This is a genomic window from Pseudomonas sp. SBT1-2 (genome assembly GCF_028640875.1).
In the GTDB taxonomy this organism is placed as follows: Bacteria; Pseudomonadota; Gammaproteobacteria; order Pseudomonadales; family Pseudomonadaceae; genus Aquipseudomonas; species Aquipseudomonas chlororaphis_I.
The window spans coordinates 29,385-45,861 of record NZ_JAQZAA010000116.1 but is presented as its reverse complement, the minus strand read 5'-3'; the positions used below and the strand labels follow the sequence as shown (position 1 = coordinate 45,861).

Genomic DNA, 16,477 nt, shown 5'->3' with positions numbered 1-16,477 from the left:
CCTAGGGGTTGCCGCGGCCGAACTCAACTCCGACTGGGGCTACGTCGATGGTGCGCTGTACGATGAATATGAACACACCAGCCGTTCAACGCACGCATGCTCTCGCCGTGTCCGATGGCTAGTACAAATCACTCCCAGGACCGGGAGTAAGGGTGATCCTTGAACAGTTCCGGCAGGCCGGCCACCTGCTTGAAACGCAGGACTTCTTCGGCATCCATACCAAGTCGCTGTGCGACGACTTCTTCAGTCCACCCCGCCCGCAAGAGCGTGACAACGACCTCTGTCATCGGCTGGACACCGTGAATGCCGCGGGCACGGTTATGCCTGATCGTGGCGGCTATGCGGTCCTCACGCGCTGCTCGCTCGCTGCGGACGGTTACGACAGGCAGATACCCGTGAAGCCGCTCCTTGAGGGGTTTGGAACGCTTGCCCACTCGCTGGCGGTGAAACCCATCCACCACCACACGGCGACCCTCTTCGGTATGCGAAACGATAGGCTGAGTGAAGCCATCGACATCAATCGAGTGCTCAAGCAGCTTCAACTCCGGAGGCGCTACGGAGTTGGGGTTGTAGTCGTTGCCTTCGACCTGCTCGCCTTCGACCCATTCAACGAAGTCGACCGGCTCGCCAGCAAAGGGGCTGTGCCCATGGAGGCTGCGGCGGATTCTGTTGATCGCCTCGATCTTCGTGTGCAGCGGAAGGGAATCGAGTTCTTCAAAGAGCAGAGCCGCTCGCTGTACTAGGCTATCGGGCATTTTGCTTCCTTTCGAGCGTTGCCCACTTTCCTCGCGTAGCACGCAGAGTAAAACCGTGGGGCTCGAGGAATGGAACTGAATTGTCGGGAACCCGTGTCGTACACGTCAACTGGTGGCAATCCACGTAGGTCAGCACCTGTTGGCGCAGCGTTCTGAACACGCCGCGGCCACGCGCTTCAGCGCGTACGTAGGCTTCACGCCACATAAGGATGCCGCTCCGATGCTCGATGCTGGCAAAGCCGACCACGCGAGAATCAGCCTTATGGACAGCGACGAACCACCGATGAAACGGACTATCGTTGAGAGGGTAGCCGCCGCATTCACGGCGCACATGCGGGCTGGCAAAGAAGCGGCCGAGAAGCGAAAAGAAGCGTGCTTCGTCCTCCATAGAGCAGATCTCGGTGAACTCGTAGTGGGTAGAAGCATTCATGCCTTCACCTTGTTGCAGATGCCAAGCGCCTTCATGTCGCGCTGGGACGTGCTGAAAGACAGCGACCGGGCCATGTCCTGCTTGAGCAGTGCCATGGCTACCCTACGCCAGGAGGGTTGCGCCTTGCGGTTTTCAAGCGCGGGCGTGCCGGCGTCTGGCCACACCTCCAGTGGGTAGCCATGTTCCCCCCACCACTTGATAAACCGTTGGATGCGTCGAAGGTAAATGCCCCGCAAAGGTGAGGGCATGCTCTCTAGGAGGAACTTGGCGTAAGCGCGCCAGGTGTCGAATGATGGCGGCAGGCCGAGTCCACCTCTGTAGCCCAGGAACCGCTGCCGGCAGTAGCGCGCGGCATAGTTCGCACCGGCTACCCGCCGGACGACACGGACCCAAGTCTGGGGCTCGAGCTTCTGGAACAAGTCCAGCCCTTTTCGCTGATCGTCGCCAAACGGCTGGCAGATGCGCATCTGGGAAAAGGGCAGCCCCGCGCGATACATCAGATCGTAGATCCGGTTGTAAGGCAGCCGGGCGCTGCCAACGTACTTCCAGATATCTTCAAATCGCCAGTCGTAGATTGGGAAAAACGTGACGCATCGATCATCCAGGAGCACGTCCCGAGAGCTCCATTGAATTGGAGTGGATGTGTCTGGCGGTGTCCACGCGCTTTTCTTCTGCTTGGCCCTCTTCTTGACTGCAAGATAGCGGTTCAATGACTCGTCCGAGCGGATTCCAACCAGAAACGCTGTCGACTTATCTTGCGAGAGCCAGGCATTGAAGGCCGGGAAGAACTCCTCGAACTCCATGCGATGGCGAAAGAACGGGAAGCGGTCGGGATCGTTGATCACCGCCGGATGCTTCGGCAGCGGGCGAATCCAGTCAGCTTCACGACCGGGTTCCCAAGAGCACCAGAAGGGCTCCTGCAGGCTCGATGCATTGCGCAAATTGATGGGCAGGCAAATCCACCATGGGTGCACGTCGTCTCGATCAAACATCTCTGTGACATGGTCGATCGTCGCTTGATACTGCCCTTCCAGATCAATGAACACGGCATGCACGGGCAAGCGGTTCAGTTCGCGGGCGACTTCCAGGGCCAAGTGGAGGGTGATAGAGCTATCCTTGCCGCCAGATAGCGCCACACAGACACGCTCAAAGTGTTCGAACACGAGTCGAATGCGCCTCTTGGCCGCGTCATAGACGTTGAGGTCCTGGTAGTCCTTGGCCAACTTCTCCCCCCTCCCTGTTCACCAACATCTCCTGAATGGTTGTCTGGGCTATCACCCCGACGCGTCAGCACTTCCCCAGCCTTCAATAGGCTCCGGCTGCAGCACTCGTGGATGAGCTGCAGCGGTGCTGGTAAGAGATCTTTAGCGGTCGGTTGTGAGCTATCTCGCCAGCCTGCGCGGATTTGCGAAACGGTAGCGCTTCCAATATGTCCAACCGCTCGAGGCCTGTGTAACAAGCCAGTCCGCACGGTGCCTGACCGACAAGGCCCTTGTCGGGTGGATCGCAGACTGGGGAGAATGACGGCGGCATTGCAGTTCAAGTAAGGTCGTTCGCTGTCGGCCGATTTATGGTTTTGACAGCCCATGCTAATGGCGGATGCAGATCGCGACCAAGAGGACGTGTCTTGGTCATCCGGAGATATATCTGATTCTGCGGACAGACGCAGGCTGACTGCCCGCTGATCAGCTATGGCATGATTTCGCGCAGCGCCTGCTCCAGAATCTCGAGCGTTATCGGCTTGAACAAGATTCGATCCATTCCCGCATCGATGCCACGATAAGCCTCCTCTTCCTCGGCGCTTGCCGTGCACCCGAGGATGTAGCAACGGCGTCTACCACTGTTCGCCTCTTCCGCGCGGATCTTCTCGGAGAGCTCATAACCATTCATTCGCGGCATCTGGCCGTCCGTGACGACAAGGTCAAAAGTCCCCGCCTGCCACAGCTCCCATGCGCTCTGACCATCAACCGCCAGGGTGACCTGGTGGCCCAGCCGCTCGAGTTGCGCCTCGAGGGTAATCCGGTTGGCCAGATTGTCGTCGACCGCTAGGATGGACAACGCCACTTGGTGCTGCGTGGGCGCGGCAACGCGTGGCACGGGCGCTGCGACATCATCCGTGGGGCTGGGCGCCTCACAAAGTGGCAATTCGAGCAGCACGCAAAAGCATGTTCCTTTACCGACCTCACTTTGCACACTCAGCGTCCCGCCCAGCAGTCCTACCAGACGCCGACTGATGCTCAAGCCCAACCCGGTGCCGAAGGGCTGGGCCTCTTGTGCTGATTCAACCTGGCTGAACGGCTCAAAGAGCGTCACTTGATCCTGTGGGGAAATGCCGATCCCGGTATCGACGACTTCTACGCGCAATTGGAGGTGGCCTGGCCGCGCTTTCACATTTGCTACGGCTCGTAGCGTCACCCCGCCTTGCTCGGTGAACTTGATCGCATTGCTCAGCAAATTGAATAGCACTTGCCGGAAGTGCATGCGGTCCATGAGAACCCACTGGTCAACATCACCCTCCAGGGTCGCCTTAAGCGCCAGGCCTTTCTGGCGGGCCATGCCCACGACAAGAGGAACGATCCCCTCGATCTCAGCGCGAACCATGACAGGCTTGGGAGCAGAGTCGACGCGGCCGCTTTCAATTCGAGCAAGATCCAGGACATTGCCCAGCAACAGAAGCAGGCCGCGAGCGGCATCTTGGGCGGTACCTAGAAGGCCTGATTCAATTTTTCCTTGTTGAGCGCGCTCAAGCACCAACTCCTGCAAGCCGATTATGGCGTTCAGGGGCGTGCGGATCTCGTGGCTCATCGTCGACAGGAAGACGCTCTTCGCCTGATTGGCCGCTTCCGCTTTTTCCCGTGCGATTTGCAGTTGCTTCTCGGCTCGGCGAGCCCGCTGAACCTGGCGAAAAAGGTAGAAGCCCCAGACCAGCGAGAGCACCAGCACCACGCCGAATGCGGCGATCAGCTGCAGGATGTTAGCGCGATGGTCTCGCCAGAAATCAAGGCCGGATGCAGGGTAACGGGGCCCCCACTTTTGTATGATATCGGCGAGCTCTTCCGGAGCGACCGCATACTGTGCTTTTTCAAGGATGCTTATCAGCAAGGGCTCCTTGACCGTAGCTCCGATGCTGACTGGACGTTCGAACTCAGACAGAACTCCGGTAACTGTTATACGGTCGTTGAAGCTTTGGGCCGAGATGAATCGGCCGGTGTACTCGCTTCCGACAAATGCGTCGCTACGGCCCTCGTCGACGCTGCGCATGGCCTCCAAGAAGTCCGGGTAGATCTGCAGTTTGATGTCCGGATATTGTTGCTCAATGATTGAGTTGATGAAGTAGCCCGATGGCGATGCAAGGCGCTTACCACGTAGATCGTTCAGGTCATAAGCATCAAATGTGTCGCCATGACCAAAGTTCGGAACGCCGCGGGTCATCAACACAACAGAACTTGGCAAATACGGAGGCAAGAGCTCAACACTTCCGTCCGGTTCGGTCTCCGTAGACATGATCGGCGTTAACATCGCCTTACCTTCACGCAACAGGTTGCCAACCTGGGTATAGTTACTGGCGTAGATATACTTGAACTGAAGGCCGCTGCGCTGACCGATCAGGTCTAGGTAGTCCGGCCCGATACCCACCGCACCGCCCAGCGTATCGCGCTGGCCAAGCGCACCGAGCGTATCGTTTATCACCACCGGCACCACGGGGTGCGAGGACAGCCAGCGGTTCTCCGCAGGTGTCAACGCAATCTTGCTATCGCTGAGCCGCAGGTGTCTGCCTGCGCTCCAACTGCGCAAGATGTCATCACCATAGGTTGCGGTGATTTGAGGGAGCGTGCGATTGATCAGCGCATGAAGTCTTGTATCGGTGCCGCGAACCAGAAATCCGAATCCTTCAGCCTCCAGCGGTGCAAAATTCTCGATGCGCAGATTCAGCAGGTAGTAGGTGTTGATGGCATAGTGCGCGGCAACGGCGTCGATGATGGCGGCATCCGCGACGCCCAGGCTGACGGCTTCCGCCGCCAACTTCGGCGTGGCGTACCGCAGGATTTTGCTATTGGGGTAGACAGCCCGGACTTGATCGCTGGTGCGATAACTCGTCACCATCGCGATGCGGGAAACCGGAGCCTTCCGGTCAAAGGGCGCTCCGCGGCGGGTTATCAGTGCCGGCTGGTCCTGTAGGTAGGCTCGGCTCAACAGGAGCTTGTGATTGGTGGCTGCAAGTTCAGTTCCGCCGCCCAAAAGATCAATCTCGCCCCGCTCCAGCGCATCCAGCGCAGCTTCCCAGGAAGGAAACATCCGCACGGTAGGCGGTGCCTCCAGCAGGAGCGCCAGGTAGTCGACGGTTACCCCGCGGATCCGGTCGCCGCTCATTACGCTCAAGGGCGGATAGCCAGGGGGCATCATCCCCACGACGAGCGGCCCGCGCTCGGTAAGCCATTGGCGGTCTGCGGGCGTGAGCCAAGGTTGTGTGGATGAGCTGGTACCGGCCACCATTACGTATTGGGAGTCGGCAGGGGCTGCTACGCTGGAACAGGCGGCAAGCAGCAGCCAGAGCACCGCGGCAAAGGCGCATAGGCGAAAAACAGCGTTAGATAGCGCGAAACCGGCCCTCCCTGCGGTGGGCCATTGATGAAAGTGCCGGCCGGCAGTTGGAGAGAAGGCTTCCCTCATAATCAGTCGCAGTTCCTTGGATGGCAGCGTGGGCACGGCTTGGCCCCGATCGTCACTATAGCGATTTGCCGGATATCTCCAAAGTTCGAACCACGTTATTCTTGCAACTGCACAACAAGTCGGCCCATCCAGGTCAATGGAAGGTCAACTTCGGCCAATCTTATCTGGAACCCGTGGAATCATGAATACACCTCCCTCGTCCAACTTGCCCGTTCAGACGCCTTTGATTGGCGACGCCAACGCTACCCTGTTCGACCCAGAGTCGATCGTGGCGTTGGGGGGTGGGGATTTGGAATTGGTCAAGCGATTGATAGCCGGGATCATTCAGAGCAATCAAGATGACCTGGCAGCATTGGAGCCTCTGCTAGCCAAGCAGGACCGGATCGGCATCGCGGCGCTAGCGCATCGCACCAAGGGGACGGCCCGTATGATCAATGCGGCAATTGTGCTGGACGCCTGCCACGATCTGGAAGTTTGCGCAGGACACGGAACTGCAGCCGAGCTACGGGTTAAGGGAGAGAAATACTGTGCGCTGCTACAAAAAATGGAAGTGGCCCTGCGTGATCTCCTCGCCCGCGATGAGAGCTGAGGAAAGCTCTCCAACCGCGGGCTGAGTTACAGAAGATAGGGGTCTTTCGAAACGAGCAACTCTCCCAGGGCATCCCGATCGACCGCAGGAGAAACCAAGAACCCTTGAATCATGTCGCAGCCGAGCGAACGCAGCAGCTCCAGTTCCTCGTGGGTCTCCACACCTTCGGCGACCACGTTCAAGCCAAGCTCTTTTCCGAGATGGATCAGACTGGTAAGCGCTTTGCGAAAGGCCTCATGCTTGACGGAACTCTGCACCAGGCTTCGGTCGAGCTTCATTTCCGTAAACGGTGTGGCCACCAAGCGGTAGAAGGAACTGTAACCTGTGCCGAAATCGTCTTGCGACAGGCCGAACTGCATCATGCGCAGGCGGGACGCTCCACTGTAATAGCTGCATGCTTCCGTAGTCGTGGTGTTCTCTGTCAACTCGAAGCAGATGCTTCCGGGCGACACTCCCATCTCGGTGACGAATGCGTGAAGACGCTCCGGAAGGGTAACGTCATCCAACAGACGGGTATGAAGGTTCACTGATCCCATGACTTCATGACCCAGTGACTTCCAGTACTTCAGGGCTGTAATCGTCTGTCGCAAGATCACCCAAAGAAGCCTCTCGTAAAGCCCTTCACGCTGCATGTCCGGCATGAACGCGTGGGGAAGCAACAGGCCCAATTGAGGATGCAGCCAGCGCGCCAAGGCTTCTACGCCCACAATACGCCGCTCGGACAACGAGTACTTGGGCTGAAACCAAGCCTGGATGTCCTGACACTCCAGCGCATTGATGAGCATGTCGGCCGGATTGTCATAAACAACATTCTTTTTTGCCGCGGGAACAGCCGCTCGCCTGTCAAGCGCCAGAAGCAGCTCTTCTGCGGCGTCTTTTGAGAACGGCTTGGGGTAGGCCCCTAACACTTTCAGGCCTCGCGCTCGCGCCGCCTGATAGGCCCCCGATAGAATCGGCTGCGCATCGCCGCTGACGATGGCAAGTGCTGGGCTGGTCCGGTCCTCAATGGGGAACCGCTCAATCAACTGTACACCGTCAATGCCCGGCATGCGTAGATCACTAACTACCAGGTCATAGGGTTGCTCAGCGAGCAGTTGCAACGCCTCTCCCCCGTCCTTGGCGCCCTTCACCTGGTGATGGCCTGAGGCTTGCAGCACGGACATCGTGCTCGCGCGTACTAATGGATGGTCCTCGACAACGAGGATGCGATAGCACATGGGTGACACTCCTGCGCCAGTGGCGCCAGCATGCGATCTGTCGTGCATAAAGTGAGGCCTGAAATTCCCCGAGGACTCAGTCCTCGCAGAGGCAGCGGCTGCAAACACCTGCTGAGCTTGGGCGCAGAAGAGTTGAGCCTTGTTAGGGGAGGTTTTATGTATGGATGACATCATCGATCTGAGCTTAGTGCCGGCCCGAGTCAGAGGGAATGCGGAATGATCCCGGCTTTGCGTGGATAGTTCTTAAAGATCAAGACGAGAGCGTTACTTAAGAATCAGATGAATCTGCCGTTAGCAAGATGGGAGACGGCGAGTTCGCCGCTGCACCTAACGGAACGATTCAGATTCGAGGAGTAGCCATGGCTGTGCATCGCATATCAATAGGTCGCACCCTGACACTTGCCGCCCTGCTAGCTTGCTGCTCTGCAGCTGGGGCCTCGCAAGTGACTTCCGGCTTCATTCAGTTCACGGGAAGGATCGTTACCCCACCGCTGCGACTCATCGCAACTTCCTCACCCATTGTTCAAGCGCCTTCACAGAGGGTCTCTCAGCTGGAACTGGAGCTGCGACCGCAAGACAGATCGCGGGTCAGCGTAGCCGTTGCCTTGCCGACCGCGCACCTCGCCGCAGGAGTGCGCGGACAATGCGTGGAATCACCGCAATCAGCGCCCTTCACCATGCCAGCCGGAGGATGTCACTTTGGTGAGCAGGGCGGCCGGGTTCTACTCACAGCCGCGCCGGGTAGCGCAGTGATGTCCACGGTGGTGCGCATCAGCTACGACTGAGGGCGTACTCTCCAGAAATTCGGTTCACGCCAACTACGCCCATTCCTGGGCGTAGCACGGCGATCTTCAATCGCCGATAGATGCGCCTTCCAAGCTATCGCTGGGGTTGCGGCCACAGGATAGACTCTTGGTCTGCCTGGATTTGCCTTGTTCTCCAAGCTCATTGCTCGAAGGTCTCGCCGGCATTGCTTGGAATCTCCATAGCCTGATTCCTTCGTGATTCCTGCCGAAGGATGCCGCTTTGCTGGGTGAGCGGGCAAAAGACGCTCACTACCGCACGACATCAGAACACTCTGACACCACCTATCCATAGGCACCCCAAGAATTCGGGATGCATCTGATCTGATTTCCGATCAGATTTGGCTAACTTGCATAAATAAACCACATAGCCCCCAGCTGCCTCCCGGCGAAATGTCGGATTGTTCCAAGTAAGATTCATCGCCATCCTCAACCCTGTGTCTGCGGACCTCCAGCGACGTCGGATTGAGCGAACGCGCAGCCCCGTTCTTCGACGCCCGGCTGGCGAACACCTACGTGCTGAACAAGGCATCGCGATCGCCAACTCTTTGCTGATGGTGACGACTATGCCGTGGCCTTGCCCCTGGCTGGCTCCACAGCGGAGTTTCCTAAATGCGTCGCATCGTCTTCTCGTTTGCCCTCTTGATTCTGTGCTCTCTGCGTGCAACGGCCACCCCCGGCGTGTCCAGCGAGACGCAGGGGCCCGTTGAACTCTCTCTGCTGAGCTCGGTTAGCCCAGCAGAACACGAGCCCCCCCTGACCCCGGACGAATGGGCGTTTCTGCGCCGCAAGAACATCCTAACCCTAGGTGTGGTCGAGCCAGGTTTGCCTCCTTTTGATATTTCGAGAGACCCGGACCTCAAGGGCATAACCGCGGACGTGGCCTCACTGTTGGCCAGCCAACTTCATCTCAAGGTCCGTGTGCTGCGGTACGCGAGTCGTGAACAGGCGGTCGATGCCTTGAAGGAGGGCCAACTCGATCTGCTCGCCGGTGTTTCGAGCATGAAGACGGCTGGGAGCAAGATCGCTCTCTCGGCCCCTTACGCGGTGGACATCCCGGCCATCTACCGGAGGCCCAAGGACAGTAGGGTATTTCCTGACGACTTGGCGGGCATGAGGATCGCCTTCAAGGAAGGCTATCTGGACGACAACACACTGGCGGCCAAGTATCCCGCAGCGACCTTCGTCAAGTATCGGTCGAGCGGACAGGCGATGGCATCAACCGCATTCAACAGGACCGACCTGTTCCTTGGCGACTCGCTGTCGGCCCGATACCTGATCAACCACAGCTACTTCAACTACATCAAGATCGAGCGCCTGATGCCGATCGAATCGCGAGGCTTTGCATTCGCTCTGAGAGAAGAGGATCGGACGCTGATCCACATCGTCAACACCGCACTGACAGCCTTTGGCAAGGCGAAACTCGAGTCATTGAGCCGCAGGTGGGTCGGCGGGGGCTATGACCTCCCCGAGGCGAAGCTGCGGTTGACACCGGACGAGCAGGCCTGGATGGCGAACCACCCTGTCGTGTCGCTTGCCGTCAATGATGACCAGGCGCCCGTGTCCTTTGTGGACAAGGACGGAAACTTCAATGGGATGGCGGCCGACATACTTGATCTTGTGACCCAAAGGACAGGGCTGCACTTCAGGGTCGAGCGTGTCGATGATTTCGCATCGCTCGTCAATGCGGTCAGGGACGGCAAGGCCGACTTGAGCGTGATCAGCCGAACGCCGGAGCGTGAAGCGATCCTGCGATTCTCTCCCCCCATCGTGACCACGACCTATTCGCTGCTCACCCGCCGCGAGAACGTGCGCGCCTACGGCCAACTCAAGGATCTGAAAGGCAGGCGTCTGGCTATTGCCAAAGGCCATGCATGCATGAAGGACATTGCGGAGAATTACCCCGAGATCAAGCTCGTTGAAACTGCGACATCACTGGACTCTCTGCAGGAAGTGGCGGCCGGCAATGCCGATGCGGCCGTGATCGGGTTGATCCTGGGGCGCTACTACATATCGAAGCTCTACGAAGACAAGCTGGCGGTAAGCGGGATTGTTGACGACGACACAGCGCTCGGCCACTTTGCGATGCGCCGCACCGACGTCGAACTGCAGTCGATTCTTTCCAAGGTCATCCTGGATATCCCGCCAGAGGAAATGAATGCCATTGCCAGCCGGTGGCGCCCCAACCCGGCGATGAGCGGCCAAACATGGCGAGATCATAGGCAAGTTATCCAGTTCATCATTGCTGCTGCCGCGCTACTGGTAGGCATCTTCATTGTCTGGGCGCTCTACCTGCGAGCTCAGGTCGCCAAGCGAATCGCGTCTGAAAAGGTGGCAAACGACCAACTCAAACTGATCGATGCACTGAGCGCGGCCACGCCGCAACCCATCTATGTGCGGGATCTGCAGGGCAGATTGGTCGGTGCAACGCACAGCTACGAAGAGGCAGTGGGCGCCAGCGTGGCCGAGCTGAAAGGCAAGACGGTCATTGAGAGCACATCGAAATTTGGGGCTGCCCAGTCCCTGCACGATGCATATCTGCATGCCATCGGGAGGAACGAACCCATTCGGGCGCTGCGAAAGATCCACATGAATAATGAAGAGCGCTGGATAGATCACTGGGTCCAGCCGTTTCATGATGCGGCCGGCGCCATGCAAGGCGTGATCTGTGGCTGGCTGGACGTCACTGAGCAACAACAGATGATCATGGAGCTGGAGCACCTGATTGGCGAGGTCGAGAATGCCCGTGAGCAGGCGATGCAGTCCAGCAGACAGAAAACCAACTTCCTGGCCACGATGAGCCATGAAATCCGAACGCCGCTAAGCGCCGTGATTGGCACACTGGAGCTGGTACAACGTCAAGCGGATAAGGGCGTGCTTGATCGGCATGGCATTCAGGTCGCCCACAGCAGTGCAAATGGGTTGCTCGGCCTCATCGGGGATGTGCTGGATGTCGTCAGAATTGAATCAGGGCGGCTGACCTTGGCGCCGGTGCGCACCGATCTCATAGACTTGATCGAATCGGTAGCGCTGGTGTTCGACGGGTTGGCTCGTCAAAAGGGGTTGAACTTGGCGTTGGAACTTGATTCGAGCATCGGGGGAGACTTCCTTATCGACCCTGTTCGGGTCAAGCAGATCCTGTCCAACCTGGTCAGCAATGCCATCAAATTTACCGCTGTTGGGCAAGTCAAGATCAGTGCACTGGGACGCACCATGGCTGACGACAGGATCCAGATGGAACTGACGGTCGCAGATACCGGCATTGGCATTTCGCAGACCGATCAACAGCGCTTGTTCCAGCCGTTTTCCCAGGTGAAGCAAGATATCTCTGGCCAAGCTGGCGCAGGGCTCGGGCTGGCTATCTCGCGCTCCCTCTGCGAGCTGATGGGGGGGAGCCTGACAATGCGAAGCTCGCCTGGTGCGGGGACCAGCGTAGTCATCGTCTTGGCCCTCCATCAGATGCCCGCGATTCCTTTGGATACACCGGACGAACACGGCAACCTCCCCGCAATCAGCCCAATGGATGTACGTGAGGCACGTCGACTCCGTGTGCTCGTTGTCGATGATTACGCGATTCACCGACAATTGCTCTGCCAGCAATTGGAGTTCCTGGGCCAGGAATTCGAGGCCGTGGAAAGCGGAGAGCTTGCGCTCGAGCTGTGGCGCGCCGGCAGCTTCGACATAGTGATCACCGACTGCCAGATGCCTGGCATGAAAGGCGTGGATCTGGCGGCGGCGATCCGCAGTGAAGAAGCGTCATCGGGTAGGCCACGATGCATGATCCTGGGCCTGACGGCCGATGCGCAGCGAGAGGAGATCGATCGTTGTCTTAGGGCGGGAATGGACGAATGCACGCTCAAGCCGCTGGGGCTGGACGCGCTTAAAGGCCAGATTGCCACTTGGTCCGGGCGCTTGGCACAAGCGCCGGATGCGTCAGTGAGAGCTGCTGATCCGATTGCACTAGACATGCAGACTCAAGCATCGCCGGCTCATTCGAAGCGCGATTTCGATGCGATTCTGACCCTTACCGGCGGAGACCTGGCCAAAGCCAGAAACGTGGCCCTGGAGGTGGTGAAATCACTGGTCGATGCCCGAGCTCGATTGCAGCGACCAACCAAAGAACAGGATCTTGCAGATCTCGGTGTGTTGGCTCACCAGATGCTGGGGATTGCGGGCGTCCTCAACGACAATAGGCTTGCGCAGTTGTGTATCAAGCTGCAGGTGGCCTGCCGCGAGGGGAAGCCCGATGGAGTGGATCTGCTCAGCGTCTCGCAAGAACTCGACGACATGTTGGTGCAGATGCATGCACGCTACCAGAAGCATCTTGCCAATGTCTGGATCGCTGCAACTGAAGAGGCCACCTCAGGGACTGAGGAGCAATCAGTCTGATGCGGCGCAGGAAGATTGTTCGAACTGGTTAGCTCGTCTCAAGGGCATAGTCCCAGCACTTGCGCCTTAGGGGGCGCGCTCTGCTGCGGCCCATACTCTCGCTGGTAGTTCATTTCGGCGTGACACCACCCGTTCTCTGGCTAGCGGTGTTGCGTCATACCGGTGTTTGGACTGATGCGGGGCCTCCAACGCCCCTACCCCCCAATGGAATAGGGGCGCCATCGTTGGATAGCACCCCTATGCAGATTGAACGAAAAGCGGTGCGGAGAAGTTAGGTGGTCGCAATTCCATTGCGTTCCGCAAGCCTCAAAAGCGCCACCATGTTCGGGGTATTGAGCTTGCCCATCAGCCTGACCTTGTACGTGCTGACGGTCTTATGGCTGAGCATCAGGATTCCAGCGATTTCCTGGTTATTCATCCCCTTTGCCAGCAATCCAAGGATGGTCATTTCTCGATCAGTCAAACCGGCAAGCTCCGAGGCAGGCTCAGCCTCGGATTGACTGACCTTGGCAACCGGACCCTGTTCTGCCAGCAGGTCGACGACAACCCGGGGGAAGTAGGTGTAGCCGGAGAGCACGGCTTTCACGGCACCCGCCAATTCATCCAGCTTGTCGTCCTTGCAGAGAAAGCCAGCCGCGCCCGCCTGCAGACAACGCATCCCATAATTACGGGCATCGCTGGAGGTGAGAACAAGAATATTGGCGGGTGACTTAGCATTCCGAAGGCGGCTGATGACGGAGAAACCGTCCAACTTCGGGATGCCCAGGTCAAGGATCACCAAGTCAGGCTTCAAATTGCGCACGGCTTGGATGCAATCGGCGCCGGTGTGGCATTCGGCGACGACTTCATAGCCCTCTCGCTCGAGAACCACGCGCACAGCCATCCTCATCAAGGGATGATCATCAACAATAACAATACGCTGCGCCATAACAGCCTCCGTCGGAAGTTCCGTTGCTTTCACGTTCTCATTTTCCATTGTGATTGTACGAAATGTCCTACCAGAAATGTTGTGTCAGACCATGCTAGGGGAGTCTTTTTGCCGCGTAGCTTTACCTGTTGAGTTACCGGCAGGTTTCCTCGGCCCTGTCGTAGTACCGCGCCGGGTCGCGCTCGGAGAGCTTGTAGGTGACCTCGCAGGCCCCATTCTGCCAGCTGACCTTGAGCCGGCCGGTATCCTGGCGGAGCAGCAACAGTGCCTGCCCATTGTTATCGACCAGGCCGACCTGGCGTTCCTCTTCGTCCTCGACCGCGGCGCCAATCGGCAGGTTGCCGCCAGCCCAGTTAAAGCTCATCTGCACACGACGACCCGAATAGCCCTTGAAGCTAGTCGAAACGATAGCTCCCCGGCGCGGCACGACGGTTTGGGTCAGCGACTCAATTTCAGTATCAGCGCCGAGGGTCCCGGCGTCCAGCCGCACCGTGTTAAGACGGTAGGGTTGTGTGTAGGGGTAGATCGTATAGTCGTTGAGCCAGGTCTTCGGCAAGTTGCTGCCCACGCCGACGCCCCTGACGCCTTCGACGTGCACCAGTGCAAAGCTGTCCCCCACTTCTCGCGAGAAATTGATGCCGCCCGCATGGCCAACGATTGAACCCGAGGCGTTCAAGCCATAGGAGTGATAGTTGCTGCCCGCGCTGTAGCTTCCGCCCACGCGAGCGGCCGGGAGGTCACTGGTCAGTCCGAGCGAACCGGATGCGTCACCATCTTGACTACGAGCGCCCTGAATCGAGTAGCTGGTGTAGTCGGTACCAGGCACATAGCCGTTCACGCTCGCCGTAGACGAGGTTCCTTCGGATGTACGCATGCTGGACAAGTACAAGCTCGGCGCATGACGCTCCATGCCGAAAGGAATGGAGAGCGACAGCATGACCTGGTTGTCGTCGCGGGACGCCGAGGTAGGACTGCGCGTGGCGGACTTGGTGTATGTCAGGTTATAGGAGACACGCCCCCAGTTGTTGCCATAGCCGGCACTGACACTGCTCGAGCGTCGGTTGTTCCAATAGTTCTCATGCGTTCCATTCAAATAGACGCTGCCATAGCGTCCGGCACTGCCCAGTTGCTGGTTTATCGACAGGTCCAAGCGCGAGCGAGAGAGGTAGCCGGCACGAGTGCGATCGCGATCCCCTCTGGAGTTCTGCACGTCGGACACATGGTTTTCGAATGTCCGATAGCCTTCGGTTGAGTAGCGATAGGCTGCGAGCGTAAATGTGGTGCTGGTTGAAGTAAGCGTCTTGGAATACAACGCTCGCACACTTTGTCCCTTGTTGGTCTTGCCCCCACTGACGCTACGCGAGTTTGTCACGTCGAGCGAGAGCGCGCCGATGGGAGTACTGCCGCCGACACCGACGTTGATTGCTTGGTAGCCCGACGCCGCCAAAACCCCGCCTGCGATCGAGACGTTGTCGGTGAGACCATAAATACCTGACGTGGAGCCGAAGGTTGGCGTCGGCATCTCACTGTCCGTGGACTTGTACTGACCGAATTCCGCGCTGTAGCGTAGCGTGCCACGGCGAACCATGAGCGGCAGACTGGCGTAGGCTTGCCGGAAGGTCCGTCGGCGCCCATCGGACTCGATAATCGTCACTTCCAGGTCGCCGTTGGAGCCGTTTGGATAGATGTCAGCCAATGCAAATGGCCCCGGCGAGACCGGCACACTGGTCAACAGATAGCCGTTCTGACGCACTTCGACTGTGGCGTTGGTCTCGGCCACGCCACGCACGACCGGCGCATACCCGCGCTCGCTGTCAGCCAGCATCGCGTCGTCAGAAGACAATTGGACCCCGCGGAATCGCACACTGCCGAAAATGTCGGAACCACTGTAGAGTTCGCCGGCGGAGAACTGGCTCTTCAGCTTGGTGACATCGTGCTGCACAAACGTCCGGTTGCTCTTGAACTGGGTAGGCATATTGTCGGACTTGTTCAGGTTCGACTCATTGCGCAGACGCCATCCGCCCAGGTTCAGGCCATTGGTGAAACCAAGATAATAGGACTTGTTGGTGCGGCCGCTATAGGTGTCGTTGCGCAGGTTGGCCTGGTAATTCATGAAGCCCGCGTTTACGCCATAGTCCCACAAGCTCGCATCTACGTATCCTCGCTTGCCTGCATCCATGTAGGCCTGCGGAATGGTGATCATGAGTCGGATCTTACTTGGGTCGTAATCCACCTTAATGCGCTTGTCGAGCAGGCTGAGGTCCAGGCAGGTGCCAGAGTTCTGCGCTACCAGCGCATCTATCTGCGCCTTTTGCACGCCGAGCTCCTGCAACATCTCTGCAGAGATGCAAGGCACTACCCGTGCCTCGCCGTCCTTCTTGACCAGTTGCACATCGCGTCTGCCGATGGCGTCACCGTTGATCAGTACATCGAACTGGTAGGTGCCGGGCAGCATGGCCCCGCCGTCCTCGACCAAAAGATTGCCGAACTCGACATTGCTGTCGCCTCTGATAAGCGCAGGGTCGAACATGCCCGCGAGCAACTGGGGTTCACTTGGCGTGCCCGCATAGCTCGGGTTAATGTCAGACACCATTGCGCTGACCGCGCAGCCAATGGACAAAGAGAGGACTCGCAGGCGGAAGGGGGCACGGACCATTAAGACCATCCAGATTTACGCGTCAGAAATTGAGGGAGG

General features: G+C 58.4%; 9 protein-coding genes. 2 read left to right on the top strand and 7 right to left on the bottom strand.

The features are described from left to right. Window positions 1–128 precede the first annotated feature (128 nt). The 4 genes from PVZ78_RS30190 to PVZ78_RS30175 form a co-directional block, all read right to left on the bottom strand. A complete protein-coding gene (locus PVZ78_RS30190) occupies window positions 129–755 on the bottom strand; it encodes an IbrB-like domain-containing protein (RefSeq protein WP_273829708.1) in 627 nt (208 codons plus the stop codon). Then, on the bottom strand, window positions 745–1,185 hold the full coding sequence (locus tag PVZ78_RS30185) for a GNAT family N-acetyltransferase (protein ID WP_273829707.1): 441 nt from the start codon (window positions 1,183–1,185) through the stop codon (window positions 745–747). Before PVZ78_RS30185 ends, PVZ78_RS30190 begins: the two co-directional genes overlap by 11 nt. Beyond that, window positions 1,182–2,408 carry a DUF3440 domain-containing protein gene (locus tag PVZ78_RS30180; protein WP_273829706.1) on the bottom strand — a complete coding sequence of 409 codons (1,227 nt, stop codon included), beginning with the start codon at window positions 2,406–2,408 and terminating at the stop codon, window positions 1,182–1,184. The genes PVZ78_RS30185 and PVZ78_RS30180 overlap by 4 nt, the downstream gene beginning before the upstream one ends. Before the next feature lie 466 nt (window positions 2,409–2,874). After that, complete coding sequence (locus PVZ78_RS30175) at window positions 2,875–5,856, bottom strand: ATP-binding protein (protein ID WP_273829705.1); 2,982 nt, start codon at window positions 5,854–5,856, stop codon at window positions 2,875–2,877. 181 nt (window positions 5,857–6,037) lie between these two features. On the opposite strand from PVZ78_RS30175, the gene PVZ78_RS30170 reads away from it, so the two are divergent. Then, entirely contained in the window at window positions 6,038–6,445 is a 408-nt protein-coding gene (locus PVZ78_RS30170; protein ID WP_273829704.1) for an Hpt domain-containing protein, read from the top strand. Between the two features lie 26 nt (window positions 6,446–6,471). Here the strand turns inward: PVZ78_RS30170 and PVZ78_RS30165 are convergent, their stop codons facing one another. Continuing rightward, complete coding sequence (locus PVZ78_RS30165; RefSeq protein ID WP_273829703.1) at window positions 6,472–7,662, bottom strand: EAL domain-containing response regulator; 1,191 nt, start codon at window positions 7,660–7,662, stop codon at window positions 6,472–6,474. 1,415 nt (window positions 7,663–9,077) lie between these two features. Between PVZ78_RS30165 and PVZ78_RS30160 the strand changes: the two genes are divergently transcribed. After that, a complete protein-coding gene (locus tag PVZ78_RS30160; protein WP_273829702.1) occupies window positions 9,078–12,854 on the top strand; it encodes a transporter substrate-binding domain-containing protein in 3,777 nt (1,258 codons plus the stop codon). Window positions 12,855–13,125: 271 nt separating this feature from the next. Here PVZ78_RS30160 and PVZ78_RS30155 read toward each other — a convergent pair whose 3' ends face one another. Together PVZ78_RS30155 and PVZ78_RS30150 are read right to left on the bottom strand one after the other, a co-directional pair. After that, window positions 13,126–13,782 (bottom strand): response regulator transcription factor, encoded by a 657-nt coding sequence (locus PVZ78_RS30155; RefSeq protein ID WP_273829701.1) that lies wholly within the window; start codon window positions 13,780–13,782, stop codon window positions 13,126–13,128. A 133-nt stretch (window positions 13,783–13,915) separates the two neighbouring features. Then, complete coding sequence (locus PVZ78_RS30150; protein ID WP_273829700.1) at window positions 13,916–16,438, bottom strand: fimbria/pilus outer membrane usher protein; 2,523 nt, start codon at window positions 16,436–16,438, stop codon at window positions 13,916–13,918. Window positions 16,439–16,477 lie beyond the last annotated feature (39 nt).